General features: G+C 75.6%; 23 protein-coding genes and 1 pseudogene. 10 read left to right on the forward strand and 14 right to left on the reverse strand.

The window, feature by feature from the left end; translation table 11 throughout:
- Window positions 1-51 precede the first annotated feature (51 nt).
- The 4 genes from ACFVFS_RS26415 (at window position 52) to ACFVFS_RS26430 (ending at window position 3,805) form a co-directional block, all read left to right on the forward strand.
- A complete protein-coding gene (locus ACFVFS_RS26415) occupies window positions 52-831 on the forward strand; it encodes an ATP-binding cassette domain-containing protein (protein ID WP_380627189.1) in 780 nt (259 codons plus the stop codon).
- Window positions 828-2,093: a sugar ABC transporter permease gene (locus ACFVFS_RS26420; protein WP_380627190.1), complete on the forward strand. Its 1,266-nt coding sequence runs from the start codon at window positions 828-830 to the stop codon at window positions 2,091-2,093. Before ACFVFS_RS26415 ends, ACFVFS_RS26420 begins: the two co-directional genes overlap by 4 nt.
- Window positions 2,094-2,362: 269 nt before the next feature.
- Window positions 2,363-2,599, forward strand: coding sequence for a hypothetical protein (locus ACFVFS_RS26425; RefSeq protein ID WP_380627191.1), 237 nt, complete (start codon window positions 2,363-2,365; stop codon window positions 2,597-2,599).
- Window positions 2,600-2,749: 150 nt separating this feature from the next.
- Complete coding sequence (locus tag ACFVFS_RS26430; RefSeq protein ID WP_380627192.1) at window positions 2,750-3,805, forward strand: hypothetical protein; 1,056 nt, start codon at window positions 2,750-2,752, stop codon at window positions 3,803-3,805.
- A 49-nt stretch (window positions 3,806-3,854) separates the two neighbouring features.
- Here the strand turns inward: ACFVFS_RS26430 and ACFVFS_RS26435 are convergent, their stop codons facing one another.
- Window positions 3,855-5,159 (reverse strand): MFS transporter, encoded by a 1,305-nt coding sequence (locus ACFVFS_RS26435; protein ID WP_380627193.1) that lies wholly within the window; start codon window positions 5,157-5,159, stop codon window positions 3,855-3,857.
- 151 nt (window positions 5,160-5,310) lie between these two features.
- Between ACFVFS_RS26435 and ACFVFS_RS26440 the strand changes: the two genes are divergently transcribed.
- Together ACFVFS_RS26440 and ACFVFS_RS26445 are read left to right on the forward strand one after the other, a co-directional pair.
- Window positions 5,311-5,979 (forward strand): TetR/AcrR family transcriptional regulator C-terminal domain-containing protein, encoded by a 669-nt coding sequence (locus ACFVFS_RS26440; RefSeq protein WP_380627194.1) that lies wholly within the window; start codon window positions 5,311-5,313, stop codon window positions 5,977-5,979.
- Between the two features lie 6 nt (window positions 5,980-5,985).
- Window positions 5,986-6,498, forward strand: coding sequence for an isochorismatase family protein (locus ACFVFS_RS26445; RefSeq protein WP_380627195.1), 513 nt, complete (start codon window positions 5,986-5,988; stop codon window positions 6,496-6,498).
- Window positions 6,499-6,506: 8 nt separating this feature from the next.
- On the opposite strand, the gene murQ is transcribed toward ACFVFS_RS26445, so the two are convergent.
- Window positions 6,507-7,418, reverse strand: a complete 912-nt coding sequence (murQ, locus tag ACFVFS_RS26450) for an N-acetylmuramic acid 6-phosphate etherase (RefSeq protein WP_380627196.1) — start codon at window positions 7,416-7,418, stop codon at window positions 6,507-6,509.
- Between the two features lie 74 nt (window positions 7,419-7,492).
- Between murQ and ACFVFS_RS26455 the strand changes: the two genes are divergently transcribed.
- Window positions 7,493-8,143, forward strand: a complete 651-nt coding sequence (locus ACFVFS_RS26455; RefSeq protein WP_380627198.1) for an endonuclease — start codon at window positions 7,493-7,495, stop codon at window positions 8,141-8,143.
- A gap of 324 nt (window positions 8,144-8,467) precedes the next feature.
- Here the strand turns inward: ACFVFS_RS26455 and ACFVFS_RS26460 are convergent, their stop codons facing one another.
- The 4 genes from ACFVFS_RS26460 to ACFVFS_RS26475 all read right to left on the reverse strand — a co-directional run bounded on the left by ACFVFS_RS26460 (window position 8,468) and on the right by ACFVFS_RS26475 (window position 13,335).
- Entirely contained in the window at window positions 8,468-10,030 is a 1,563-nt protein-coding gene (locus ACFVFS_RS26460; RefSeq protein WP_380627199.1) for a hypothetical protein, read from the reverse strand.
- 83 nt (window positions 10,031-10,113) lie between these two features.
- Window positions 10,114-10,797, reverse strand: coding sequence for a DUF6445 family protein (locus ACFVFS_RS26465; RefSeq protein WP_380627200.1), 684 nt, complete (start codon window positions 10,795-10,797; stop codon window positions 10,114-10,116).
- A 214-nt stretch (window positions 10,798-11,011) separates the two neighbouring features.
- Entirely contained in the window at window positions 11,012-12,022 is a 1,011-nt protein-coding gene (locus ACFVFS_RS26470; protein WP_380627201.1) for a YdcF family protein, read from the reverse strand.
- A complete protein-coding gene (locus ACFVFS_RS26475; protein ID WP_380627202.1) occupies window positions 12,019-13,335 on the reverse strand; it encodes an MFS transporter in 1,317 nt (438 codons plus the stop codon). Before ACFVFS_RS26475 ends, ACFVFS_RS26470 begins: the two co-directional genes overlap by 4 nt.
- 86 nt (window positions 13,336-13,421) lie before the next feature.
- Between ACFVFS_RS26475 and ACFVFS_RS26480 the strand changes: the two genes are divergently transcribed.
- Entirely contained in the window at window positions 13,422-13,988 is a 567-nt protein-coding gene (locus ACFVFS_RS26480) for a MarR family winged helix-turn-helix transcriptional regulator (RefSeq protein ID WP_380627203.1), read from the forward strand.
- A 32-nt stretch (window positions 13,989-14,020) separates the two neighbouring features.
- On the opposite strand, the gene ACFVFS_RS26485 is transcribed toward ACFVFS_RS26480, so the two are convergent.
- The 3 genes from ACFVFS_RS26485 to ACFVFS_RS26495 form a co-directional block, all read right to left on the reverse strand.
- Window positions 14,021-15,571 carry an esterase/lipase family protein gene (locus ACFVFS_RS26485; protein ID WP_380627204.1) on the reverse strand — a complete coding sequence of 517 codons (1,551 nt, stop codon included), beginning with the start codon at window positions 15,569-15,571 and terminating at the stop codon, window positions 14,021-14,023.
- 154 nt (window positions 15,572-15,725) lie between these two features.
- Window positions 15,726-16,688, reverse strand: a complete 963-nt coding sequence (gene pip / locus ACFVFS_RS26490; RefSeq protein WP_380627205.1) for a prolyl aminopeptidase — start codon at window positions 16,686-16,688, stop codon at window positions 15,726-15,728.
- 131 nt (window positions 16,689-16,819) lie between these two features.
- Window positions 16,820-17,503 carry a TetR/AcrR family transcriptional regulator C-terminal domain-containing protein gene (locus ACFVFS_RS26495; protein WP_380627206.1) on the reverse strand — a complete coding sequence of 228 codons (684 nt, stop codon included), beginning with the start codon at window positions 17,501-17,503 and terminating at the stop codon, window positions 16,820-16,822.
- Between the two features lie 173 nt (window positions 17,504-17,676).
- Here ACFVFS_RS26495 and ACFVFS_RS26500 point away from each other — a divergent pair, with 173 nt between their 5' ends.
- Window positions 17,677-19,239, forward strand: a complete 1,563-nt coding sequence (locus tag ACFVFS_RS26500; RefSeq protein ID WP_380627207.1) for an MFS transporter — start codon at window positions 17,677-17,679, stop codon at window positions 19,237-19,239.
- A 14-nt stretch (window positions 19,240-19,253) separates the two neighbouring features.
- Here ACFVFS_RS26500 and ACFVFS_RS26505 read toward each other — a convergent pair.
- The 4 genes and pseudogenes from ACFVFS_RS26505 to ACFVFS_RS26520 form a co-directional block, all read right to left on the reverse strand.
- Window positions 19,254-19,613: pseudogene (locus ACFVFS_RS26505) on the reverse strand (tetratricopeptide repeat protein); the annotation flags it as partial.
- A 159-nt stretch (window positions 19,614-19,772) separates the two neighbouring features.
- Window positions 19,773-20,252: a hypothetical protein gene (locus tag ACFVFS_RS26510; RefSeq protein WP_380627208.1), complete on the reverse strand. Its 480-nt coding sequence runs from the start codon at window positions 20,250-20,252 to the stop codon at window positions 19,773-19,775.
- Between the two features lie 118 nt (window positions 20,253-20,370).
- The gene (locus ACFVFS_RS26515; protein ID WP_380627209.1) at window positions 20,371-21,186 is read right to left on the reverse strand and encodes a lysophospholipid acyltransferase family protein; all 816 of its coding nucleotides are present in this window, start codon (window positions 21,184-21,186) and stop codon (window positions 20,371-20,373) included.
- Window positions 21,183-22,049, reverse strand: coding sequence for a GNAT family N-acetyltransferase (locus ACFVFS_RS26520; protein WP_380627210.1), 867 nt, complete (start codon window positions 22,047-22,049; stop codon window positions 21,183-21,185). The genes ACFVFS_RS26515 and ACFVFS_RS26520 overlap by 4 nt, the downstream gene beginning before the upstream one ends.
- Window positions 22,050-22,331: 282 nt before the next feature.
- Here ACFVFS_RS26520 and ACFVFS_RS26525 point away from each other — a divergent pair, with 282 nt between their 5' ends.
- The gene (locus ACFVFS_RS26525) at window positions 22,332-22,742 is read left to right on the forward strand and encodes a hypothetical protein (RefSeq protein WP_380627211.1); all 411 of its coding nucleotides are present in this window, start codon (window positions 22,332-22,334) and stop codon (window positions 22,740-22,742) included.
- Window positions 22,743-22,834: 92 nt separating this feature from the next.
- On the opposite strand, the gene ACFVFS_RS26530 is transcribed toward ACFVFS_RS26525, so the two are convergent.
- The gene (locus ACFVFS_RS26530; protein ID WP_380627212.1) at window positions 22,835-24,214 is read right to left on the reverse strand and encodes a serine hydrolase domain-containing protein; all 1,380 of its coding nucleotides are present in this window, start codon (window positions 24,212-24,214) and stop codon (window positions 22,835-22,837) included.
- Window positions 24,215-24,365 lie beyond the last annotated feature (151 nt).

The following is a 24,365-nucleotide window of genomic DNA, read 5'->3' on the forward strand; positions in this document are numbered from 1 at the left end:
GGCCGCCCGTGCCCGTTCCCGCCCCGCACATCCCCGCAGGAGGTGGTTCCCATGACAGGCGCACCCGTTCTCGCGCTGCGCGCGGTCTCCAAACGCTTCGGCGCCGTCCAGGCCCTCACCGCCGTCGACCTCGACGTCCGCGCCGGCGAGGTGCTCGCCCTGGTCGGCGACAACGGCGCCGGCAAGTCCACGCTGGTCAAGACGATCGCCGGGGTCCACCCCGTGGACGAGGGCGAGGTCACCTGGGACGGCCGCCCGGTGCGGATCGGCCGCCCCCAGGACGCCCAGGCGCTCGGCATCGCCACCGTCTACCAGGACCTCGCGCTCTGCGACAACCTCGACGTCGTCGCCAACCTCTTCCTCGGCCGCGAGCTGCGCCGCCGCGCCGTCCTGGACGAGGTCGCCATGGAGCGGCGCGCCAAGGAACTCCTGGACACCCTGTCGATCCGCATCCCCAGTGTGCGGACCCCGGTCGCCGCGCTCTCCGGAGGGCAGCGCCAGGTCGTCGCCATCGCCCGCGCGCTGGTCGGCGAGCCGCGGATCGTCGTCCTCGACGAGCCGACCGCCGCGCTCGGCGTCGAGCAGACCGCACAGGTCCTGGACCTCGTCGAGCGGCTGCGCGAGCGCGGCCTCGGCGTCATCCTGATCAGCCACAACCTGGCGGACGTCCGCGCGGTCGCCGACACCGTCGCCGTCCTGCGGCTCGGCCGCAACAACGGGGTGTTCCCGGTCGCCGGCACCTCGTCCGAGGAGATCATCTCCGCCATCACCGGCGCCACCGAAAACGCCGTCACCCGGCGTCGGGCACGCATCGCGGAGGAGGCGCAGTGAGCACCGGTCGGACCGACCCCGCCGCCGGCGCCCCGGCCCCGGCCGCCGATCCGCGCCTGCTGGTCCGCGGCGGCGGCGCCGCCGGCTACGCCGAGGAGTTCCGGCGCCGGATCCGCAGCGGCGATCTCGGCGCGCTGCCCGTGGTCCTCGGCCTGATCCTGATCGCGATCGTCTTCCAGAGCGTCACCGGCCACTTCCTCCAGGCCGACAACCTGACCAACATCACCAAGTGGATCGCCGGCTACGGCCTCATCTCGGTCGGCGTCGTCTTCGTCCTGCTGCTCGGCGAGATCGACCTCTCGCTCGGCTCGGTGGCCGGCGCCTGCGCCGCCGTCACCTCCGTGCTCGCCGTGCGGCAGGGCGTGGCCGAGTGGCTCGCCGTCCTGCTCGGCCTGCTCACCGCCGCCGCGATGGGCGCCCTGCACGGCTTCTTCTTCGCCCGGATCGGCGTGCCCGCGTTCGTCGTCACCCTGGCCGGCATGCTCGCCTGGAGCGGGCTGCAGGACTACGTGCTCGGCAGGCTCGGCACCGTGAACAACATCAAGGACGGCGTGGTCGCCCACCTGGACAACCACTTCCTCGGCGACGGCGACATCGCCTTCGCCTGGCTGCTCGCCGTCCTCGCCGTCGGCGGCTTCCTCGCCGCCCAGCTGCTCACCGCCCGCCGGCGCACCGCGGCGGGCCTGCCCGCCAGGGCGGCGGGGGAGATCGCGCTGCGCACCGGCGCCCTGGCGGCGGTCGCCCTGGCCGGGGCCTGGACGCTCAACCAGGACAGCGGCCTGCCGCTGCCGCTGGTGGTGCTGCTCGGCGTGGTCGTGCTCACCGACTTCGTACTCCGCCGCACGTCCTGGGGCCGTCAGGTGTTCGCGGTCGGCGGCGGCGTCGAGGCCGCCCGCCGGGCCGGGGTGAACGTGGCCCGGGTGCGGATCGCGGTGTTCACGGTCTCCGCCGCGCTGGCGGGCCTCGGCGGCCTGTTCATCGCCTCGCAGCAGGGCTCGGCGGACAAGCTGCTCGGCGGCGGCAACGTGCTGATGAGCGCCATCGCCGCCGCCGTCATCGGCGGGACCAGCCTGTTCGGCGGTCGCGGCAGCACCTGGTCGGCGCTGCTCGGGATGCTGGTGATCCAGTCGATCACCACCGGGCTGGACATGGTGCACGCCGCCCAGGCCATCCAGTACATGATCACCGGTGCGGTGCTGCTGGCCGCCGTGGTGCTGGACTCGGTCTCCCGGCGCACCCAGAGGTCCGCCGGCCGGGGCTGACCCCCGACGGCGCGCCGCCCCGGCGCGGTGCCACCCGAACCGCCCGAACCGCCCGAACCGCCCGAACCACCCGAACCGCCGGGTCCCCACAAACCGCCCGGTCCCCACCCCCACGGGGACCGGGCCCCGGGTTTTCCCGGGACGTGACGTTGGTCCCTGCCGCCCGCCGGCCCCGGCCCGCACCCTGGAAGGCGGGTCCGCCGGTCCACCGAGACCGGCGGGCCCACCAGCGAACCCGGTCGCCGAACGAGTGAGGATGTACGCCGCCCATGCCCGCCGAGACGCTCGTGCACCGTCTGGTCGACGCCTTCTTCACCCACTGCCAGGAGTGCGGCGAACCCCGCGAGGCCAACTGCCACCCGCACGCCCACTGGCGGCTCTACCTCGACCTCGACGCGGAGACCCTGCGCCGGATCCGCCACTGGGCGCTCGACCCGGCGAGCCCGGCGGGCACCGAGACCGAGCGCACCGTCCTGCTGCACTGGCTGGAGACCCAGGAGGCCTGACCGCCGGCGCCGGTCGCGGGCGGCGCCGCCCGGTGCTCCGCGGATGACCTCCGAGGTAATCGACCCCCCCGAACCCTGTCCGGCAGGGTGATCACCACCGGGCCGGAGAACCCCTCCGACCCGGTGGTGAGTCCACGGAAGGGGATCGACATGACGGTGGTCCGCAAGCCCACCCGCCGACCTGGGCGCGGCGACACGGGCGGCGTGCTCGCCGAGTGCGCCGACGTGCGGGGGAGGCTGGAGCGGCTGGAGGGCCGGCTCACCCCCAACGCCTGCGCCTTCCTGCGGCGCCAGATCGCCTTCGGCGAGACCCCGACCGGAACCCCGCCGGTGCCCGGCGACCTCACCCACCCCCGGGTCCGCGCGTACCAGGCGATCTTCGACGCCGAGGCCACCCTCTGGGAGGCCGGCGGCGCCCCGCAGCGCGGGCTGCCCGCGATCGGCACCTCGATCACCCGCACGCTCGGCCTCGCCCCGGACTTCCGCTACCGCGGCACCGAGGTGGTCGCCGACGGCGCGGTGGTGATGTTCGGCCAGTGGAACGAGGCCACCGTCAAGGGCCACCCGATCGCCTTTCCGCAGATCGCCCGGAACGTGCTGTCCGACGACGGCAGGACGATGCAGGCCCGTCGCTACTACGACCGCCACGAGCTGTTCAAGCCGGTGGCCCCCGAGCTGCGCCCCCTGTTCGCGGGCATCGCCGACCCGGCCGGCGCCGTTCGGCCCTCCGCCGCTCAGTCCTCCGCCACCCGGTCCTCCGCCACCGGGCCTTCCGCCGGTCGCGCCCCGGAGCCGTTCCGGGCCGGCGAGATCACCGCCCGGCTGGCCGCCTGGAACGGCGGGGACGTCGCAGCCCTGGTCGGCCGGACGGGCGGCGCCCGCCTCGCCGCTCCGGGCCTGGCGGCGCCGCTGGCCACCGCCGAGGGCAAGGGCGACTACCTCCGGCGCCTCTTCGCACAGGCCGACCTGCGCTTCGAGGCGGGCCAGGCCGCCTTCGGCCGGACCATGGCCTACGTGGAGTGGTACGGCACGGCCGTTCCCGAGTGGAGCAAGGACCCGGTGACCGGGAAGGGCACCGAGGTGCCCTTCGGCATCGTCGAGCGGGTCGGTCCCGGGGGTGCCTGGGAGCTGTTCTTCGACACGCTGCCGCTGATCGTCGACGCGGGCGGTATCGGCGCCCTGTACGGGCGTCTCGCCCGGCCGTGATCGCCGGTCCGGTCGCGAACGATCGCCGGGCCGGGTCCGCGCGTGATCGCTAGGCCGGGTCGGCGGCCCCGGCCCGGGACGCCCGGACCTGTGCGACGTGCGGGTCGGTGCGGTCGTCGTAGCGCCACAGCGCGGGCAGCGCGGCGGCCAGGACCCCGCCGCCGACCAGGCAGGCCAGGCCGCCGGTGCGCAGGGCGGTGCGCAGACCGTAGCGGGCGGCAAGTCCGCCCGCGCGCAGGTCGCCGAGGGCCGGTCCGGCGGCGCCGACCAACAGCTCCAGCCCGGCCGCGCGGCCGCGCAGCGCGTCCGGGACGGAGCGGTTCCAGATCGCGCCCCGGAAGGTGTCGCCCACCCAGTGCGCGGCGCCGGCGACGGCCAGGCAGAGCAGGACCCCCCACACGCCGGAGCCGAGCGCGGCCGCCGCCGTGGCCGCGCCGACCGCCGCGCAGGACAGCAGGACGAACCGCCCGTGCCGGTGCACCCGCCCGGTCCAGCCGCTGGTCGCGGCGGCCAGCAGGCCGCCCGCCGCCGAGGCCGAGTAGAGCAGGCCGAGCGCCCAGCGCGCGTCCAGCTCGTCGGCGAGGAACGGGAAGAGCGCGGTCGGCAGGGCGAAGGCGGTCGCGACGAGGTCGGCCAGACAGATGCCGACCAGGTCCGGCCGCCGCGCCACGTACCGGGCCCCCTCGGCGAACTCCCGCAGCGCCGGCGCCTCCTCCTCCCGGGCCGGGCGCAGCGGACGGAGCCGGGCGAGCAGCGCGATCGAGACCAGGAAGGTGGCGAGGTCGAGGAGGTAGGCGGCGCGCACCCCGGCGGTCGCGATCACCACCCCCGCGGCGGCGGGCGCGGCCAGCCCGACCGCGGTCCAGCGCAGCGAGAGCAGCGCCCCGGCCGCGAGCAGCTGGTCGTGCGGCACCAGCCGGGGGACCATCGCCTCCAGTGAGGGCTGCTGGATCCCCTGGAGTGCGGCGGCGCAGCCCGCCGCCGCGTAGAGCGGCCAGAGCACCGGCGCGCCGGCCAGCGCGTTCAGCAGCAGCAGCGCGCTGAGCGCGGCGAGCGCGATCTCGGTGGTCAGCGCCACCGTCCGGCGGTCGAGGCGGTCGGCGAGCACCCCGCCGTACAGGCCGAGCAGCACCGTCGGCACCAGCTCCACCAGGCCCACCGCGCCCACCGCGAGCGGCGAGCCGGTGGCGTCGGCGATCTGCAGCGGGATCGCGGTGAGGGTGAACACCGAGCCGAGCATGGAGACGGCGCCGGACGTCCAGACCAGGCGGAAGTCCGCGGAGGACCGCCAGGGCGCGGTGTTCGGCAGCAGGCGGGACCACGGGCGGCGGGTGCCCGTTCCGGTGGTCGTCATGGGGGTGTGGAGTCCCTCCCGGGTCGGCGGTCGGCGGCCGGTCCGCCGTCCTTATCGCTGATAAAGTCCGAGCCGGAACTTAGCAGCGATAAAGTGGGGTGCCAAGCGAATAGCCGGGCGGCCGGAACGGGCGCCGGAAGGGCGGAACACCATGGCGCTGACACGGGACGAGGTCGTGCGCACCGCCCTGCGGCTGCTCGACGAGGTCGGCATGGACGGGCTCACCACCCGCCGGCTGGCCCGGGAACTCGGCGTGCAGTCCCCGGCCCTCTACTGGCACGTCAAGAGCAAGCGGGAACTGCTCGACCTGATGGCGGAGGCCATGCTGGCCGAGGCCCTGCCGCCGGACCGCGAACCCGACCCCGCGCACTGGCCCGACTGGCTCGCCGCCGACGCCCGGGCCAAGCGCGGCGCGCTGCTCGCCCACCGCGACGGCGCCCGGGTGCACGCCGGAACCCTGCCCACGGCCGACGAACTGCCCGCCGTCGAGGCGCAGCTGAGCGCCCTCCGCGAGGCCGGACTGCGCCCGCGCACCGCGCTGCGGCTGCTGCTCACCGTCGACCGCTACCTCATGGGCTGGGTCACCGAGGAGCAGGCCTGGCGGCAGGACGCCGAACAGCGGGACGGCGCGCCCTTCCCGGACGAGGCGCTGCGCGACCTGCCGCTGCTGAGCGAGGCGGCCGAGGTCCTGCGGATGACCGACCACGACGCCGACTTCGAGTACGGCCTGCGGGTGCTGATCGAGGGCTTCCGGGCCGAGATCGCCCGCGAGGCCGCGAGCGCCGGGGAGTCCGGGCCCCCGGCCGATCCACTACGGTGACCGGTCATGCGCACTCTCGACCCCGCCCGCACCGCCCTCGTCCTCGTCGACCTCATGGAGCGGATCGCCGCCCTGCCGCTCGCCCCGCGCCCCGGCGGTGAGGCGGTCGCCGCGGCACTCGACCTCGCCACGGCGTTCCGCGCGGCCGGTGCGCCGGTGGTCGCGATCCGGGTCGAGCGCCCCGGCGTGGCCGAGCAGCCGCCGGGCAGCGAGCTGCTCCCCGAGGTCGCCGCGCTGGCCGACGAGACCGTCGTCAAGCGGACCATCGGCGGCTTCCACGGCACCGGCCTGCACGAACTGCTCCGGGAGCGCGGCGTCGACACCCTGGTGTTCGGCGGTATCGCCACCAACCTCGGCGTCGAGTCCACCGCCCGCGCGGCCGCCGACCACGGCTACGGGCTGGTCTTCGTCGAGGAGGCGATGACGGCCCTGACCGAGGAGGAGCACCGGGCTTCGGTCGCGCTCTCGCTGCCCCGCTTCGGCGAGGTCGTCGACCGGACCGCCCTCACCTTCGGCTAGCGCTAGCGCTAGCGCCGCCCGGCGGCCAGCTCCAGCGCCTCGCGCAGCCGGCCGCCCGCCGCGGTGAGCAGCCGGGCGGCGGCCGGGGCGTCCACCCCGGTGAGGACGACCAGGACGGCGTCCTTGACCTCGCCGCCGGTGGCCGCCAGTGCCCGCCGGGCCGTCTCCTCGTCCGCGCCGGTGATGTCGGTGACGATCCGCCGCGCCCGCTCGCGCAGCTTGGCGTTGCCCGCCCGGACGTCCACCATCAGGTTCCCGTACGTCTTGCCGAGCCGGACCATGACCGCCGTGGACAGCAGGTTCAGCACCAGCTTCTGCGCGGTCCCGGCCTTCAGCCGGGTCGACCCGGCCACCACCTCCGGCCCGGTCACCACCTCGATGCCCAGCTCGGCGGCCGCGATCAGCGGCGACCCGCCGGTCCCCGCCAGCCCCACGCCCAGCGCACCGGCCGCGCGGGCGCGGCGCACCGCCGCCACCGTGTACGGGGTGCGGCCGGAGGCGGAGACGCCCACCACGGTGTCCTCCGCCGTCAGCGCCAGCGCGGCGAGGTCGGCGACGGCCAGCTCCGGGCGGTCCTCCGCCCCCTCCACGGCGCGCACCAGCGCCTGCGGCCCGCCCGCGATCACACCCACCACCCGGCCGGGAGCGGTGCCGAACGTCGGCGGGCACTCGCTCGCGTCCAGCACCCCGAGCCGCCCCGCCGTCCCGGCACCCGCGTAGACCAGCCGCCCGCCCCGGGCCATCCGCTCCGCGACCGCGTCCACCACGACGGCGATCCGCGGCAGCTGCCCGGCCACCGCCCCGGCGACCGTGCGGTCCTCGGCGTTCAGCACCCGCAGCAGCTCCAGCGTCCCCAGCCGGTCGAGGCCGGCCCACTCCGGCCGGACCTCCTCGGTGGCCGGGCGGTCGGCGTTCTCCATACCGTCCCCTGTCCCCGCGCATGACCGCCGCCAACCCGGGCAGGTGCCGGACGGGCGAGGAAGGGAGGCCCGCCATGGGCCACGAGGAGACGGTCGCCGCGCTGCTGGAACGCTTCGGCCGCACCTACGCCGAGGAGGCGGGCATCACGCTCCGCGACACGCCCGCCCCGCTCTACCGGCTGCTGGTCCTCACCACCCTCAGTTCGGTGCGGATCGGTGCCGGCCTCGCCGTCGCGGCCGCGCGGGAGCTCTCCGCGGCCGGCCTGCGCACCCCGACGGCGATGGCCGACTCCCACTGGCAGGCGAGGGTGGACGCCCTCGGCCGCGCCCACTACGTCCGGTACGACGAGAGCACCGCCACCGCCCTCGGCCGCGGTGCCGAGCTGCTCATCGACCGCTGGCACGGCGACCTGCGCCGACTCTGCGACGAGGCCGTCGGCGACCCGGCCCGGATCGCCGACCTGCTCCGCGAGTTCCCCCGGATCGGCCCGGTCGGCGCGGGCATCTTCTGCCGCGAGGCCCAGGCCGTCTGGCCGACCCTGCGCCCCTTCTTCGACGACCGCGCCCTGCACGCCGCCGCCGAGCTCGGCCTGCCCCACACCCCCGCCGCCCTCGCGGACCTGGCCGTGCCGCACGACCTCGCCCGCCTCGCCGCGGCCCTCACCCGCGCGAGCCTGAGTGGTGGTCGGCCGCGCGATCTGCTGGCGGCGGGCGGTGGGTGGTGAGTGGCTTCGGGGTTGGCGCGGGTGTGGTCGGGGGTGAGGCGCTCGCCCGTCGTATCGCCGCCCCGACTCGCGCGAGCCTGAGCGGCGCGCGACTTTGGGGTGGGCGTGGTCGGCGGCGAGGCCCAGGCTGTCCGGTCGAGGCTGTAGCCCGTCTTCCTTGAGCCTGGTGTGATGCCCACCGTGTGGCAGCGGGGCGAGACGGGCGTGGGCGCTCCCGGAGCCGGTGCCCTGGAGGGCGTCGTCGGGCCGGTCTGGTCCGGAAGCTCCGGTGGTCCGGGGTGGCTGGGATCCATCCTTCCGACCCGGGCCACGTTCCTGCCGCGGTCACGCGTACCGGGTGAGCAGGGTGCGGGCGACCGCCGGTGGGAGGGCGGGGTTGGCCGCCGCGATCTCGGCGATGCCCGGGAGGGGGTCGCCGAGGAGTTCGACGAGGAGGTCGGGCGGGAGGGACGGGTGGGCGGCGGCGACGGGGCGGGCCTGGCGGTCCGCCAGGCAGGCGGTGAGGGCGGGGGTGGTGGCCCGGGGGTGGGCGGCGATCGCGCGGAGGGCCTTCTGGACGGGCGGTCGGTGGAGGGCCAAGTCGGCGAGCAGGGCCGGTGAGGCGTCAGGGTTGGTGGCCACCCGGGCGGCGACCCGGACGCCGTGCCGGGCGACCATGGCGCGCAGCAGCGGCTCGGACAGGCCCGGGTGCGGGGCGATCGCCTTCAACACCTTGGCGTCCGGGTCGGCGGCGAGGACGTCGCGGATGGCCGGCGGCAGGTCGCGGCGTTCGGCGACCAGCATGCGGACGGCCGGTTCCGGTGAGGCGGCGAGCCGCGCGACCTCGGCGGCGGAGGCCGTCGCGATCCGGGGCAGCAGGGTCGAGCCGGTGCGCGTCCGGACGGAGAGCCGGGTGAGGACGTCGAGCGGCAGTCGCGGGTGGTGGGCCAGCGCTCGTCCGACGTCGGCGTCGTCGTCCTCGGCCAGGGCGCGGATCACCTCCTCGTCGATCGCGGGGTTCTCGGCGAGCGCCTCGCGGACCCGCGGGTCCGCGGCGGTGGCGAGCCGGTGGTGGACGTCCGCAGGCAGGTCGGTGCGGGCGGCCAGCTCGGCGCGCAGCAGTGCCGAGGGATGGTCGGCGAATCCGGCGGCGGCGGACGCGGGGGTGGCGGGATGGGCGAGGACGGCGGCGGCGATCTCGTGCTGCGCGGACTCGTGGCCGCCGGAACAGGCGGCGCCGGGCGGCAGCGGGCAGTCGGGGAGTCCGCAGTCGGGGGCGTGCTCGAAGGGGACGGTGTGCCGCTCGCAGACCGGGCAGGTGTCGGCCGGGGGCAGTGTGTCGCCGGTGAGCAGGGCGGCCAGGACGGCGGGCGGCGTCCGGTCGTTGGCGGCCACCGCGCGGCGGACGGCGGTGTGCGGGTGGCGGGCGAGTGCCGTGGCGAGCGCGGGCGGCGCCGTGACGGCGAGGTCGGCGACGACCTCGGGGTCCGGGTCCTCGGCGAGGCGCCGCAGGACGTCCTCCGGCAGGTCCGGGCAGCCGGCGAGGCGTCCGCGCCGCCACGGGTCGGGGTCGGCCGCGAACCGCCGCACCCACGCGGGTCGGCCCTCGCCCCGCTCCAGCAGGGCGAGCGCGGCCTCGGGCCGGGTCGCGGGGTCGACGTCCTCGGCGGTGAGCCGGCCGTCGTGGGCGAGGTGGAGGGCGGCGTTGTCGACGCCGCAGGCGAGCGCGCGGGTCTGCGCGGGGCCGAGGTCGTCCCGGTCGGCGAGCTCGGCGGCGAGGTCGTCGGCGAGTGACGGGTCGTCGGTGGTCGCGACGAGGGCGATCAGCCGGTCGACCAGGTCGGCCGGCAGGGCGGGGTTGGCGGCGAGACCGCACAGGACGCGGTCGGGGTGGAGCACGTGGATCACCCCGACATCCTGCCCTGCCCCTCGCTGGTGCGGCGCCCGGTTTTCCCCGGGAGGGCAGGTGCGTCGGGCCGGGCGACGGCGCGTCAGGCCATCCAGAAGAAGACCGCCGTCATGCGCCGGTCCTCCAGGGCCAGGCCGTGGTAGGAGGTGGCGCTGTGGATGAGGTTGGCGTGGTAGACGAGCAGGCGGTTGTAGCGGTTGGGGACGCGGACGTCCTCGGTGAAGGCGTCGGCGGGGACACGGCGGGTGCCGAGGGCCTCGACGAGGTTGTGGTGCGGGGCGGTGACCAGGTTGCCGCCCAGGCGGCCGCCGGGGAACTGCTGGCGGTAGAAGCCGGTCCCGGCGGCCTTGGGGGCTCCGGGGCTGAGGTAGAGGACGGCCGCGTAGCGGCAGAGGGCGCGGGAGTCGGTGTGCGGGCGCGGCTCCGACTCGGCGGCGCCGACGAGCTGGACGCAGTTGTGGTTCAGGGTGCCGCCGCCCGGGGCGCTCTGCACCCAGAGCCGCGGCGCCCCGGTGGCCCGGCGGACGAGTGCCTCGACACGGGCCAGCTCCGCGGGTTCGAGTCCGGGCATGGTCCGCAGCCCGGGCCAGGTCTCCGGCCGGTAGGGGTGGCCCTCGGTCCAGTCGTCGCGGTCGAGGCAGCGGCGCCGGACGGCGTCCGGGTCGGGCAGGACCTCGTCAAACACCCAGTAGTCGCGGCCGGGCGTGGGCTTGCGGTAGGGCAGGACGGGAAGGGTGGCGGTCCGTCCGGCGGGCAGTGGAGGCATGGGCCGACCATAGGATTCACCGCACCCAACGTTCTGCCGTGAGCAGGTCAACCTTTCGTCAAGGTCATGACCGGCGGCGGGCGCGGACCCGGGATCGGCGCCGCCCGTTGGCAAGAACGCTTGGCAAGAACGCTTGGCGAGGACGTAGGGCCCGGGCAGGGGCCGGCCACCGGGCCCTACGGCGCCGCCCGGCCGAAGGGCGGCCCTCAGCGCGTCACTTCGCTCCGAACGTCGCGGCGGCCAGTCCGCAGAAGGCGAGCAGTCCGCAGATCCCGAGGTTGATCACCTTGTGCGAGAGGAAGACGGCCGCGAACTCGCGGATCGTCGCGCTCGGCCAGTAGTAGCGGGCGGTCGGCGAGCCGCAGACCTGGCCGCTGACGCCGGTCTTGCGGGCCATCAGGGCCGCCCGGAAGGCGTGGAAGTTGTTGGTGACGATGACGGAGCGGTAGCCGGGCTTGGCCTGCTCCATGATCACCTTGCTGAACCGCAGGTTCTCCTCGGTGGTCCGCGAGCGGTCCTCGCGCTCCAGGTGCTCGGCCGGGAAGCCGCGTTCGACCAGGTAGTCCGCCATCGCGTGGGACTCCGGCAGCTTCTCGTCCGGACCCTGGCCGCCGGAGGTGATCAGCACCGGCGGGTTGCCGCGCGCGGCCTGCTTCTCGTAGAGCTCGCGGCCGCGTTCGAGCCGGCTGGCGAGCAGCGGCGGCACCCGCTCGCCGCCGATCAGGCCGGAGCCCAGCACCACGACGAAGTCGACGTCGGCGCGCGGCCGGTGGCGCTGGTAGAGGAAGGCGTAGCCGACGAAGCACGTGAAGAGGAAGGAGACGTAGCCGACCACCAGCAGCGCGGTGGCGGTGAGGATGCCGATGCGCTCGGAGTCGGTGATCACCGCGGCGGCGAACAGCCCGATCAGTCCGAGGATGCCGAGCCCGGTGAGCAGGGACAGCAGGTTCGCCGGCCGCCGCCCCTCCTTGCGGATCATCGTCAGCCCGTTGGAGAGCAGGAACCAGACCAGGGCGACGGTGCCGACGAGCGGGAGCAGGGCGATCAGGGCCACCGCCAGCTCGACGACCAGGGTGGGCGCCCGGCGCAGTTCGGCGAGCAGTGCGAGCGCGAGCAGCGAGACCGCGATGCCGAGCAGGACGGCGTTGCTGAACCGGCGTCGGTCGCGGAGGACTCCGATCCCGCAGAGGAGGAAGAAGAATGCCGCTGGGGCATAGGCGATCATGCCCGTATCGTAGGGTCCGGCCGGGTGGCGTCGGCGGGGGCCTCCCCCTTCCCGGGATACCCGCCGGTAGTATCCGTTTCGGCCGCCTTGCCCGCGCCCTCCGGCTCCGCCTCCGCCGTCCGTCCGACCCGGCGGACGCCCGGGACGGCCGCGGTTCCCGCGCAGGCGAGCGCGACCAGCACGGCGGCGACCAGCAGCGGCCCGGTGCTGCCCCAGGCGTCGGCGGCCAGCGGTGCCAGCGCGTACCCGAGCGGGGCGGCGGCGAGCGACAGCAGCCAGTCGTAGGACGTCACCCGGGCCAGCACCTGCGGCGGGAACTCCTGCTGCACCACCGTCTGCCACACCGGGCTGAGGAAGCCGAGCCCCGTCATCGCCAGCGCGTAGGCGGTCACCGTGACCGGCGCGGGCGCCGTCACCGCCAGCGCGGCCAGCGGCAGGGCGTACAGGGCCAGGCCCAGGTTGGCGACCAGTACCGGTCGCCGCGGCCGGTACCGCCCGGCGAGCAGCGAGCCGGCCAGCACGCCGCACGCGCCGGCCTGGGTCATGGCGATCCACACGCCGTCCCCGCCCAGCTGCCGGGTGGCGATCAGCGGGCCGAGGGTGAGCAGGACGGCGGCGGCGCCGTTCCAGACGCCGTGCCCGACCAGGCTCGTCCAATACCAGTCGCGCGAGCGGACCTCGCCCCAGCCGTGCAGCAGGTCGGTGCGCAGCGAGCGGCGCTCGCCGGGGGTGTGCCGGACCCGAAGCCGGGTCAGCAGCGCCGCGCTGACCACGAAGGAGGCGCCGTCCAGCAGGAACGCCCAACCGGGGCCGGCCGTCCAGACCAGCACCCCGGCGAGGGCCGGGCCGCCGAGCCGGGCGGCGTTGACGGCCGAGGCCAGCAGCGCGTTGGCGCGCATCCGCTGCGGCCCGGCCACGGTGGCGGCGACCAGCGGCGTCGCCGTCGGCATGGCGAACGCGGAGGCGGTCCCGCCGACCGCCGAGGCGACCGCGATCGGTGCCAGTCGGGGGTGGTCGGCGAGGAGTTCGAGGCCGACGGCCGCCTGGGCGGCGGCCCGCACGAGATCGGTGACGAGCGCGACCAGCCGGGGATTGACGCGGTCCCCGACCACGCCGCCCAGCGGGAGCAGCAGCAGTCGCGGGACCATCGCACAGCCCAGGACGAGCGCGAGGGCGCCGGAGGAGCCGGTCGCCCGGGTCACGGCGATGGCGAGGGCGGCGGGGACGACGGCGTCGCCGAGGGTGGAGATCGTCCGGCCGAGGAAGAGCAGGCGGAAGTCGGGCAGGCGCAGCGGGTGCTGGTTCCGGGTCACGGACAGCACTGTATTTCGGTGCCGAAATTTCGGCAACGAAATATCGGGAGCCCGAACCCGCAGCTCAGGACCCCTACACTCGGGGCATGACACCCGCGACCCACCGGACGGCGGCCGGAAAGCCCCGCGACTGGACCGACGGCCACGTCGAGCGCTGGCGGCCGGTGCTGCCGCAGCTCGACCCGGACGTCGAGGGCGCCGTCACCCGGATGAGCAAGCTCACCCGGCACCTCGGCCGGGTCCGCGAGCAGGGCGTGGCCGACTACGGCCTGCAGAAGCACGAGTTCGACACCCTGCACGGGCTGGCCGGCCGCGGCGGCCGGGCCACCCCGTCCGAGCTGCGCGCCGACCTCAACCTGGCGCCCGCCTCGGTGACCGGCCGTCTGGAGGCGCTGGAACGGCGCGGATTCGTCGTCCGCACCCCCTCCAGCGACGACCGCCGCCGGGTCGACGTCGAACTCACCGAGGCGGGCCGGCTGGCCTGGCGGCAGGCACTGGACGTCGTCGGCCGGGAGGAGCAGCGCCTGCTCGGCGTCCTCACCCCGGTCGAGCGGCGGCAGCTCTCCGACCTGCTGCGCCGCGTGCTGCTGGCCGCCGAGCAGCCGGCGCCCCCGGCACGGGCGGAGGGCCCGGAGGCCGGCTGGCACGCCTGACCCGGCGCGGCCGCGGCGGCCGCGCCGGAACGTCAGTTCCAGGGTCCGACCGTGAGGCGGATCCGGGCGTCCGGGCCGAGGATCGGCCGGGTGGTGGCCGGCAGCGGGACGTGGGCGAGCCAGGAGCCCGCCAGCGGGTCCTCGTCGGGCAGCGGGTCGCCGGTCGGGCGGAGGTCGCGGATCGCCCCGGGCACCTCCGAGTTCCAGTGCGCCCAGGCGGCCGGGCGCGGCCCGCCGGGGTCCACGTCGACGATCAGGGTGTCGGCGAAGTCGGCGGTCTGCTCCAGGTGGTCGCCGAAGCCGAAGAGCCCGTGCGTCTCGCGCAGCGAGAGCAGGTTCAGGTCGAGGACGAACCGCAGCGGTCCCGCCTCGTCCGGGCCGAGCCGGCTGGAGAGGAAGACGGTCGCCAGCGGGACGGCGCCGTCCCCGGCGGTGGCGGCCCGCGCGCGCACGCTCGCCTCGGTCGGGTCGGAGAGCTGGATCGGGCACCAGTGCGGGGCGACCCGCTCGTGCATCAGCACCGGCAGCCCGCGCACCGTGAGCCGCACCTCCGCCTGCCAGGTGACCTCCTCGTCCGCGGGCAGCCGGACGTCGACCAGGTCGGTGGCGGCCCGCAGGTCGCCGAACAGGAAGCGGCGCAGGTTCTGGTAGCCCTCCTCGGAGTTGACCAGCCCGTAACTGCCGCTGTGGCTGCGGTACGCGAACGCCCGGTTGGCGCCGGTGACCTGCGCGTTCTCGATCTGCACCAGGCCGTCGCTGCGCGGGCCGACGGCCTCGGCCGAGACGCCGTGGCCGACGTCGTAGTCCCGGGAGTTGGTGCCGACCATGCAGAACACCCGGTCGAGCGGGAAGCGGCCGGCGGCGTCCGCCGGGCCCCCGCTGCCGTCGTCGTCGGCGATGTCCACCGCCCGCCAGCCGTCCGGCGGCCCGTTCGGGTCGGGGTCCGGCGTCAGGTACCGGTACATCCGGTCGGGGCCGAAGATGTCGGAGCCGTTGATGTTGAAGAGGTCGCGCAGCGCCTCCGGGACGCCGAAGCCGACGGCGAAGGTGATGCCGCCGTGCGGCGTTCCGTAGGTGAACAGCTTCGCCACGTAGTCGGTGGCGCGCTCGCCGCGCTCGTTCGGGATGATCTTCTGCAGCAGACAGCGGCAGATCAGTCCGCCCATCGAGTGGGCGACCAGGTTGACCCGGCGGGCCCCGGTCCGCTCCCGCACGTGGTCGATCAGCGCCAGCAGGTCGCGGGCGGCGGTCTCCAGGTCGAACTGCTGCGGCTTGCCGCCCCAGGTTCCGGAGCACACGTCGTAGAAGCGGTGGATCCAGATGCTCTCGGGGGGTGGGTCCTCCTCCTTCGCCGACCGCGGTCCGCCCTCGACGACGATGTGGTAGCCCTCGTCGAGGTGCAGACGCAGTAACGGACTTTCGAACTGGTAGAGAACGGGGTTGTCCTGGCGGCCGACGCGGATGTGCGTCGAGCCCTGGTTGAATCCGTAGAACGGATCCGTGACGGCCTTCTCGATCCCCGGGGTGCCTCCGGCGTATCCCCGGACGTAGATGATCGGGAGCCCGGCGGACGGCGTGCTCATGTCCGGCCTGCCCTCTCCGCGGCCGGTACCGGCCGGCACCGGCCGACCCGTTGACAAGGGAGCTTCTCCCCCCAGTGTCGGTGGCCGGCGCCGGCCTGTCACCCCCCGGCTCCGGACCGTTGATGACACGTCACTGCCCGTGGCGTGCCGACGGTCACCGGCGGCCCGCGAAGCGCTCCATCGCCGCCAGGACGGCCTCTCCGGTGGCGGGGGAGCCGGTGTGCCCGGCGTTCTGGATCACCGTCAGCTCGGCGTCCGGCCAGGCCGCGGCCAGCTTCCAGGCGGTGTCCAGGGGGCTGTCGAGGTCGAGGGCGCCGTGGATCAGCACGCCGGGGATGCCGGAGAGCCGGTGCGCGTCGCGCAGCAGCTGGCCGGGCTCCAGGAAGGCCCGGCGGGAGAAGTAGTGCGCGGTGATCCGGACGAAGGCCGTCAGCGCCTCGGAGGGGCGGTCGGTGTAGGCGTGGGGGGAGCCCATGGTCTCGTGGGCGATCACCGCGTCCTCCCAGGTCGCCCAGGCGGCGGTGGCCGCGCGGCGCACGGAGGCGTCCGGGTCGTTGAGCAACCGGTCGTACGCGGCGAGCAGGTCGCCGTCCCGGTCCTCGGGCGGCAGCGCGTCGCGGAAGGCCTCCCAGGGGCCGGGCAGCAGCCGCCCGACGCCCCGGTAGAGCCAGTCGATCTCCTCCGGCCTGGTCGTGGTGACGGAGTTGAGCACGATCTCAGACACCCGCTCGGGGTGCGCCTGGGCGTAGGCGAGGATCAGCGTGGAGCCCCAGGAGCCGCCGAACATCAGCCACCGCTCGATGCCCAGGTGCTCGCGCAGCCGTTCCAGGTCGGCGACCAGGTGCGCGGTGGTGTTGTGCGCCAGGCTGGTCGCCGGGTCGGCGGCGTGCGGTTCGCTGCGGCCGCAGTTGCGCTGGGAGAAGAGCACCAGCCGGTAGCGCGCGGGGTCGAAGTACTTCCGGTTGCGGGTGTTCAGCCCGGAGCCCGGGCCGCCGTGCACCACGACGGCGGGTTTGCCGTCCGGGTTTCCGGAGGCCTCCCAGTGGATCCGCTGGCCGTCGCCGACGTCCAGCAGGCCCTCCGCGTACGGCTCGCCGACGGGGTGGAACGCGGTCATGCGGGGGCCTCCTCGGTGGGGCGGATCGTGCGGGCGCCCGTGACACCAGCCGCCTGACGGACGGTGGTCGAACGGTTTCGGCGGGTGCCCGGGGTGGGCGGCTGTCCGGAGCGCGGGCGGTGCTCGGGCGGTCAGCGGTGCTCGGGCGGGAGCAGCACCGCGAGTCCGTCGAGGATACGTTCCAGGCCGAACGCGAACCGGGCGTCGAGGTCCGGCCCGGTGAGGTCGCCGGCCATCGCGACCAGGTTGGGGAACTCGGCGGCCGGTAGCGCGCGGAACCGCTCGGCGGCGCTGTCGGCGAGCTCGCGCCGGCCGGTGCCGGTGGTCTCGGCCGCCGCCATCGGCGACTGCTCCTGGAGCACGAAGCCCTGCACGTAAGCGCCGAGCAGGTAGGAGACCATCGCGGCGTCGGCGGCGGAGAAGCCGGCCTCGCGCAGCCGGTCGAGCTGGTCCTCCATCAGGTGGAGCAGGTTCGGTCCGGGTGCGAGGCGGCCCGCCACCACCTTGGCCGCGTCCCGCCGGCCGAGCAGGTGGGCGCGGTAGCGCTCGCAGTAGCCGCGCAGCTGGTCGCGCCAGCCGCCGGTGCGCGGCGGGGCCTCGACGTCGGCCATCAGTGCGTCGTTGAGGAGGTCCAGCAGCTCCTCCTTGTTGCGGACGTGCCAGTACAGCGAGGCGGCCTTGACCCCGACCTCGGCGGCCACCTTGCGCATCGACAGGCCGGCCAGCCCGTCGCGCTCCAGCACCCGCAGCGCGGCCTGCGCGAGCGCCTCGCGGGTGAGGCCGGGCTGGGCGGCGGAGTCCTCGTCGGCCGGCATGGGTCCTCGCTGTTCGTCGGAGCCGTTCGCTGGGGCTGTCCATCGGGGCTGTTCGTCGGGCGGGCGGAATTCGCGCTTGCAATCTAACACCGTTAGGTGCACGCTGTCCCCCGTCGAACCGCCCCCTAACACCGTTAGGGGCTTCCAGTGAACGAACCAGGAGGGGTGATCCGATGGGGGAGACCGAGGGGACCGCGGCGCCGGGCGCCCGGCGCCGCCGGCTCGCGCTCGCGACGCTCTGCATCACCATGTTCATGTCCATGCTGGACAACGTCATCGTCAACAACGCCCTGCCCCGCATCGGCCGGGACCTCGACGCGGGCATCACCGGCCTCCAGTGGGTGGCCGAGGGCTACAGCCTGGTCTTCGCCGCCCTGCTGCTCACCGGCGGAGCGCTCGGCGACCGCTACGGCCGCACCGCCGTCTTCCGGATCGGGCTCGCCCTGTTCACGGCCGGCTCGGCCGCCGCCGCGCTCGCCGGAAGCGTCGGCACGCTGGTCGCCGCGCGGATGCTCCAGGGCATCGGCGCCGCCCTGCTCACCCCGGGAAGCCTGGCGATCCTGCGGCACGTGTTCACCGACGAGCGCGAGCGCACCAGGGCGATCGGGACCTGGTCCGGGGTCTCCGCGCTCGGCCTCTCGGTCGGTCCGGTGGTCGGCGGCCCCATGGTCGAGGCCTTCGGGTGGGCGAGCGTCTTCTGGATCAACGTCCCGATCGGCGTCGCCGCGCTCGTCCTCTCCGGCCGGGTGCTGCCCGCGATCCCGGGCCGCGCCCGGCGCGTCGACCTCGGCGGCCTCGTCCTCTCCGCGACCGGCCTCGGTGCCGCCGTCCACACCCTCGTCGAGGGCCCCGAGCGAGGCTGGACGGACACCCGGGTGCTCGCCACGGCGGTGCTGGCGGTGCTGCTGCTCACGGCCTTCCTGCTGCTCGAACGGCGGATCGCCGAGCCGATGCTGGACCTGCGCCTGTTCCGCGACGGCGTGCTCGGCGGCGCGCTGCTCGGCGGGTTCGCGGTGAGCTTCGGGATGTTCGGCGCGCTGTTCTTCCTGCCGCTGCTGATGCAGGGCGTGCTGGACTGGTCGCCGACGGCCGCCGGCCTCGCCGGTCTGCCGATGACGGCGATGATCGTCGTCGCGGGCCCGGTCTCGGCCCGGCTGACCGGGCGCCACGGGCCCCGGTTGCCGCTGGTGCTGGGCATCGCCCTGTGCGCGCTGGGCCTGGCGGGCCTGTCCCTGTACGGCGAGAACGCCCGCTACGGCGAGTACCTCTGGACGCTGTTCGTGCTCGGCCTGGGCATGGGGATGACCTTCACCCCGGTGTCCATCGCCGTCCTCCAGCGGGTCGCCCCCGAGCGGATGGGCACCGCCTCCGCCACCGTCAACACCCTGCGCGAGCTCGGCGGCGTCCTCGGCATCGCCGTCCTCGGCGCGGTGCTGACCCACCGCCTGACGACGGCCCTGACCGCCGCCCTGACCGGCCTCGGCCTGCCGGCCGACGCCCTCGGCCGCACCACCGACACCCTGGCCACCGCCACCACGGCCCCGGTCGACCCGCTCCCGGCCCCGGTCCAGCACGCCGTGGAGCACGCCTTCACCGACGGCATCCACCTCGCCCTGCGCACCGGGTCCGCCGCCCTGGCGGTGGCGGCGGTCCTGGTCGCCCTCCTCCTGCGCGGCTCCGGCCGCCCGGTGGCCCCGGCCGCCGCGGCGGATCGTCCCGTCGGAGCCCGGGCGTAGCGGCCGCCGCCGTCCTACGGGGAGGCGGAGGGCCGGCCGTCCGCGGGCGGATCCGCAGGCCCGGCCCGCCTCAGCCGGGCGGCGAGGGCCCGGAGGCGGCGGCCGAGGCCGCGGGGCCGTGGTCCGTGCCCGGTGGTTTCGAGGTGGTCGAAGACGACGGTCCGAAGGCCGACTTCGGCGATCTCGTCGTTGATCACGGCCGCCAGGGCATGGGCATCGGCGGCCTCGTCGTGGCGACCGGTCGACGCGAGGGCGATTCCGAGGCTGCTGAGCGTCGCGCTTTCGAGGCGCCGGTCGCCGATTTCGCGGCAGATGGCCAGGCCCCGCGTGAACGCCGCGACGGCCTCGTCGAGACGGCCGAGCCCCCGAAGGGTGACACCGAGGTTGAGGCCGCCGTCGGGGCGGGCAGCCCCGACAGGGCGGGGACGACCTCGGCGGGCAGCTGGATCCTGATGTCCCGGCCCTGGACGACGGCCTGGAGGAACACGCCTCCGACGATGTCGTTGGCCACCGGCGCGCCGTCGCTCATCCGGTCACCGGGGAGCCGACGCGGTCCCGCCGTCCTCGGCCCGGCGCGGAGCCGGGGGAGGGCCGGTGGTGATGGTGTTGTGCGAGACGTCCCGGCCCTGGATGACCGGGCCGTAGATGTGGCTGCCGCTGATGGTGTTGGTCACGGACGCCGCGGCCGCCCGGCCGCCGTCCAGCCCGCGCAGCGCCTCGACCAGTTCGGCGAGCCGCCCGCTGAAATCGGGGTTCCGCTCGGCCGCGTCCTCCAGCGAGTCGGTCAGCCGTCGCCGGGTGCGCGCCGACAGCTCGCCCTGCTCGGCCTCCTCGGCGGCCCGCTCCAGCGCGGGGTCCTGTCCGAGCGCTCCGGCGACCAGCTCGTGCAGCCGGTCCATGCCCGCGCCCAGCGCCTGGTCCACCTCCGTGTCCGCCCGTCCGGCCAGCAGCCGGGCCTTCCGGACGAGCCACGCGAACACGTATCCGACCGCGATCTCGGCACCGGGAACCACGGCGAACCCCCTGGGACGTGCTGGAGTTGACGCTCCGAAGGTACCGGTTTCCGGCCGCGCCCACCGCTGTTCGGCGGAACCGGAAACCGGCGGTGGGCGCGGAGCCCGGAGCGCCCGCTCAGCGGATGCCCTCCACCGCGCTCTGGGCGGTGCGGGCCAGGGCCTTGCGGGCCTCCCAGGGGTGGGCCGGATCGGCCGGCGGGGCGGTGATCGGGGCACGGTAGGTCAGCTCGGCGACCAGGCCCCGGACGGCGACGACCCGGGCCAGTGAGGTGAGCAGGCCGTCCTCGCCGATGAACGCGGGGGCGCTGGTGGGGCGGCCGTCGTCCAGCCGGTAGCGGATCGCGAGCGGTTGGACGACGGCCCCGGACCGGACGGCCGCCTCGAAGAAGGCCGGACGGAAGCGGCCGCTCTCCCGGCCGCACCAGGTGGAACCCTCCGGGAAGACGATCACCGGTTGGCCGGACCGCAGGCCCTCGGCCACCTCGGCGACGGCGGCCGGCAGGGTGCGCAGCCGGTCGCGGTCGACGAAGACGGTGCCGCCCCAGGCGATCACCGGGCCGAGCACCGGCCAGTGGCGCACCTCGGTCTTGGCCAGTGAGCGGCCGGGGCTGGTGGCGGCGATCAGCGGGATGTCCAGCCAGGAGACGTGGTTGGCCACCACCAGCGCCCCGCCCGGGACCCCGCCCGGGCCGGGCTCGATCCGCACCGCGACCCCCAGCGAGCCGAGCAGGCCGCGCGCCCAGAACCGGGCGAGCCGGTCGCGCGGCCCGCGCGGCAGGGCCCGGGCCGGTACGAGCAGCGCGAGCCCGACCGTGAGCACCACCAGGAAGGCGGCCAGCCGCACGACCCGCCGGGGGAGCGCGACGGCCGGCGCCGGATCGGTCAGGCAGGCCTCCGGCGTGCAGGAGCCCGTCGGCAGCCAGACGCTCATGAGACCTGTTCCGGGGCCGGGGCCGCAGCCGTGCCGACGCCGCCCACGCCGGAGAGGAAGTGCCGCAGGTAGCGCGGGTCGGTGCGCTCCAGCGACAGCAGGACGTACAGGTCGGCGCAGTCGAAGTCCGGGTCGTGCGCGGGCTCGCCGCAGACCCAGGCGCCGAGCCGCAGGTAGCCGCGGAGCAAGGCGGGCAGCGGCGCCTTCGCGGCCCGCTCCACCCCGGTGGCGTCCCACGGGCGGTGCGGGGCGACCCGGTACTGCTCGGGGGCGAGGTGCTTGGCTGCGACGGTGTCCCAGACCCGGGCGGCGGTGGCGCCGCCGTCGGCCAGCGGGATCGAGCAGCAGCCGCCCACCCAGGTGTTGCCGGTGTCGGCGAGGTAGCGGGCTATGCCGCCCCACATGAGGTTGATGACGGCGCCGTTGCCCCGGTGCTCGGCGGCGATGCAGGAGCGGCCGAGCTCGACCAGGCCGTCGCGCAGCGGGGCGAGGCCGGCGAGGTCGAACTCGCCGTCGGAGTAGAGCCGGCCGGCCCGGCGGGCGGCCTCGGGGCGCAGCAGGCGGTAGGTGCCGACGACCGCGCCGTCCTCGCCCTCGCGGACGAGCAGGTGGTCGCAGAACTCGTCGAAGGGGTCCGCGTCCAGGCCGGGGACGGTGCTGTGCAGAGTGGCGCCGAGTTCGTCGGCGAAGACCTGGTGGCGCAGCCGCTGGGCGGCGCGGACGTCGGCCTCGTCGCGGGCCAGCGCGACGGTGTAGACGGCCGAGGCGGAGCCGGACGCGCTGTCCTGGCGGGCGGCGGGCACCGCGGTGGTGTCCCGGCCGGGGGCGACTGCGGGCGGAGTGTACGTGGGGACGGTGGTCATGGCGGACCCTCCAGGGCAGCACGGACGACGGCGGCCACGGGGATTGCCGTGGCACCGGCCCGGCCAGGCCCGTACGGTCGACGGGTCTGCGAACCGGCACCCGTATGTCTCTCCAAACCGGCTGGCATCCACGTTGCCGTTCGGCGTAGCGCAGATGTGCACCTGCTGAATGCGGCCACCCGACGTGTGCGGGACACCTGTTGGGCACCGGGGTGCCGCCCTATCCTCCGCTGCATGGGGTGGATTCCGGGGGCGGGACTCTGGCGCACGTTCGCCAGGGACATGGCAGAGGTCATGGTGTGCCAGGCGGCGGCGACGGCCGGGCTCGCGCTGGTGTACCTGCTGGCGAGGGCGGTCGGACTGGCGCCCTCGCCGTGGTGGTGCCTGGTGGTGGCGATGACGCTCGCCCTGCACCTGGTCGGCGAGCGCTGCTGGGAGGACGACCGGCGCCCGCGGACGGCGCTGGTGGCGCTCGCCGTGGCGCTGCTGGTCGCGGCGGCGCCGTACCTGGTGATCGGCGCGGCGGCCGGCTGGTCCGAGGCGCAGGCGGCGGACACCTACGCCTCGGGCGCGATGGCGGGCGGGCTGCTGCTCGCCGGGTACGTGGTGCGCGGCGTCCACGCGCTGCGCCGCGGCGCCCACCCGCCGCGCGCCGCCACCGGCCCGGCCCCGGCCCGGGGCGCGGGCGGGTAGAACGGGCGGGCAGCGGGCAGCGGGCAGGTGGCGCGGCGCGGCAGGTGGCGCGGCGGGTGGACGGCGGGCCCGTGGGCCGGGGGGCCTTCGGGTCAGTACGCCCGCCAGCCCGGCCCGTCGATCCCGCCCGGGACGGCCTCGGCCGGGCCGTAGGGTTCGCGGGTGAACACGAAGGAGCCGATGTCCAGGTGGCTCACCGAGCCGTCGGCGGCCCGCACCACCCGCAGGGTCTCGCCCGCGTAGTAGTCGTCCAGTCCGGTCCAGGTGCCGTCGTCCTCGGCGCGGAACCGCGAGGCGCGGCCGGAGCTGCCGAGCGCCGAGAGCTCCAGGCCCCGCCCGGCCGCCAGCCGCAGGGTGTGAGGGGCGGCGCCCCAGTACCAGGGGCCGGTGAGGGCGAGGAGCTGCTCGTCGACCTCGGACAGCGGGCGCCACGGCTCGGGGATCCGGGGCTCGTGCTGCGCGGTGATCGCGATCAGTTCGACGGCGACCCGCGCGGTGCGGGCGCCGTGGGTGGCGTTGGCGAAGGCGATCGCGGCCAGGCCGTCCGCCTCGCTGACCCAGAGGCCGGCGGTGAAGCCGGGCATCGATCCGCTGTGCCCGAACAGGGTGCGGCCCTCGTGCCGGATCAGCTGGAGGCCCAGGCCGTAGGTCTCGGTCCAGTCGTCGGTGTCCGGGGCGACGGCGGGGCGGCGCATCTCGGCCAGGGTGTCGGCGGACAGCACCTTCTCGTGGCCGTCGGCCAGGAAGGCGGCCCACCGGGCGAGGTCGGCGGTGGTGGACCAGAGCTGGCCGGCGGGGGCCATCAGGCCGCCGTCGGTGAGCGGCTCGGGCAGCATGACGTCGGCCCAGGGGTGGACGGCGAAGCCGCCGGCGTGCGGGTGCTCGGGCAGCAGGGTGGTGCGGTCCATGCCGAGGGGTGCGAGGACCTCGCGGCGCAGCACCTCGCCCCAGGGCTCGCCGCGCAGCCGCTCGACCAGCGCGCCGAGCAGCGCGTAGGTGGGGTTGGAGTAGTGGTGCACCCGGCCGACGGGGTGGCGGCGGGGCCGCTCCTCCTCCAGGAGGTCGGCGAGGGTCGGGCGCAGCGCGCCGTCGGTCCGCTCCCACCACGGGCCCGGGGTCTCCGAGGCGAGGCCGGCCGAGTGCGAGAGCAGCTGGGCGACGGTGGCGCCGTCGGCGGGGGTGCCGGGCAGGTGGCGTTCGATCGGGTCGGCGAGGTCGAGCAGCCCCTCGTCGCGCAGCCGCAGGACGAGGACTGCGGCGAAGGTCTTGGTGATCGAGCCGATCCGGTACTGCACGTCGGTGGAGGGTGCGTGGTCGTCGACCATGCTGCGGGCGCCGCTCCAGACCAGCTGCCCGTCCCGGACCACGGCGGCGACCATCGAGGGGGTGCGGCCCTCGGACTGGGCGACGGCCAGGCGGTGCAGCAGCGCGCGTCGGGTCGTGGGGAGCAGTTCGTCGGACAGGTCGGTCATCTGATCCTCTGACGTGGTGCGGGAGGGGGAGGTGCGTGGTGCCGGGGTACGGCCGCACCAACCTAATTCGTCACGTCAGGCCTTTCCACCCATTTTCTCCCGATCCCGCGCCCCTTCCGACACTCCATCACCGTCCGTTCGACGGACGCGA

Origin of the sequence: Kitasatospora sp. NPDC057692 (assembly GCF_042799475.1) — a bacterium.
Classification (GTDB): Bacteria; Actinomycetota; Actinomycetes; order Streptomycetales; family Streptomycetaceae; genus Kitasatospora.

Excerpts from the sequence above, each read along its gene's own strand:
- ACFVFS_RS26525 (WP_380627211.1), top strand. The coding sequence starts at position 22,332 with ATGGCAGAGGTCATGGTGTGCCAGGCGGCGGCGACGGCCGGGCTCGCG.
- ACFVFS_RS26530 (WP_380627212.1), bottom strand. The coding sequence starts at position 24,214 with ATGACCGACCTGTCCGACGAACTGCTCCCCACGACCCGACGCGCGCTG.
- ACFVFS_RS26520 (WP_380627210.1), bottom strand. The coding sequence starts at position 22,049 with ATGACCACCGTCCCCACGTACACTCCGCCCGCAGTCGCCCCCGGCCGG.
- murQ (WP_380627196.1), bottom strand. The coding sequence starts at position 7,418 with ATGGAGAACGCCGACCGCCCGGCCACCGAGGAGGTCCGGCCGGAGTGG.
- ACFVFS_RS26500 (WP_380627207.1), top strand. The coding sequence starts at position 17,677 with ATGGGGGAGACCGAGGGGACCGCGGCGCCGGGCGCCCGGCGCCGCCGG.
- ACFVFS_RS26495 (WP_380627206.1), bottom strand. The coding sequence starts at position 17,503 with ATGCCGGCCGACGAGGACTCCGCCGCCCAGCCCGGCCTCACCCGCGAG.
- ACFVFS_RS26480 (WP_380627203.1), top strand. The coding sequence starts at position 13,422 with ATGACACCCGCGACCCACCGGACGGCGGCCGGAAAGCCCCGCGACTGG.
- ACFVFS_RS26440 (WP_380627194.1), top strand. The coding sequence starts at position 5,311 with ATGGCGCTGACACGGGACGAGGTCGTGCGCACCGCCCTGCGGCTGCTC.
- ACFVFS_RS26455 (WP_380627198.1), top strand. The coding sequence starts at position 7,493 with ATGGGCCACGAGGAGACGGTCGCCGCGCTGCTGGAACGCTTCGGCCGC.
- ACFVFS_RS26435 (WP_380627193.1), bottom strand. The coding sequence starts at position 5,159 with ATGACGACCACCGGAACGGGCACCCGCCGCCCGTGGTCCCGCCTGCTG.
- ACFVFS_RS26430 (WP_380627192.1), top strand. The coding sequence starts at position 2,750 with ATGACGGTGGTCCGCAAGCCCACCCGCCGACCTGGGCGCGGCGACACG.
- ACFVFS_RS26415 (WP_380627189.1), top strand. The coding sequence starts at position 52 with ATGACAGGCGCACCCGTTCTCGCGCTGCGCGCGGTCTCCAAACGCTTC.
- ACFVFS_RS26465 (WP_380627200.1), bottom strand. The coding sequence starts at position 10,797 with ATGCCTCCACTGCCCGCCGGACGGACCGCCACCCTTCCCGTCCTGCCC.
- ACFVFS_RS26470 (WP_380627201.1), bottom strand. The coding sequence starts at position 12,022 with ATGATCGCCTATGCCCCAGCGGCATTCTTCTTCCTCCTCTGCGGGATC.
- ACFVFS_RS26485 (WP_380627204.1), bottom strand. The coding sequence starts at position 15,571 with ATGAGCACGCCGTCCGCCGGGCTCCCGATCATCTACGTCCGGGGATAC.
- ACFVFS_RS26445 (WP_380627195.1), top strand. The coding sequence starts at position 5,986 with ATGCGCACTCTCGACCCCGCCCGCACCGCCCTCGTCCTCGTCGACCTC.
- ACFVFS_RS26425 (WP_380627191.1), top strand. The coding sequence starts at position 2,363 with ATGCCCGCCGAGACGCTCGTGCACCGTCTGGTCGACGCCTTCTTCACC.
- ACFVFS_RS26515 (WP_380627209.1), bottom strand. The coding sequence starts at position 21,186 with ATGAGCGTCTGGCTGCCGACGGGCTCCTGCACGCCGGAGGCCTGCCTG.
- pip (WP_380627205.1), bottom strand. The coding sequence starts at position 16,688 with ATGACCGCGTTCCACCCCGTCGGCGAGCCGTACGCGGAGGGCCTGCTG.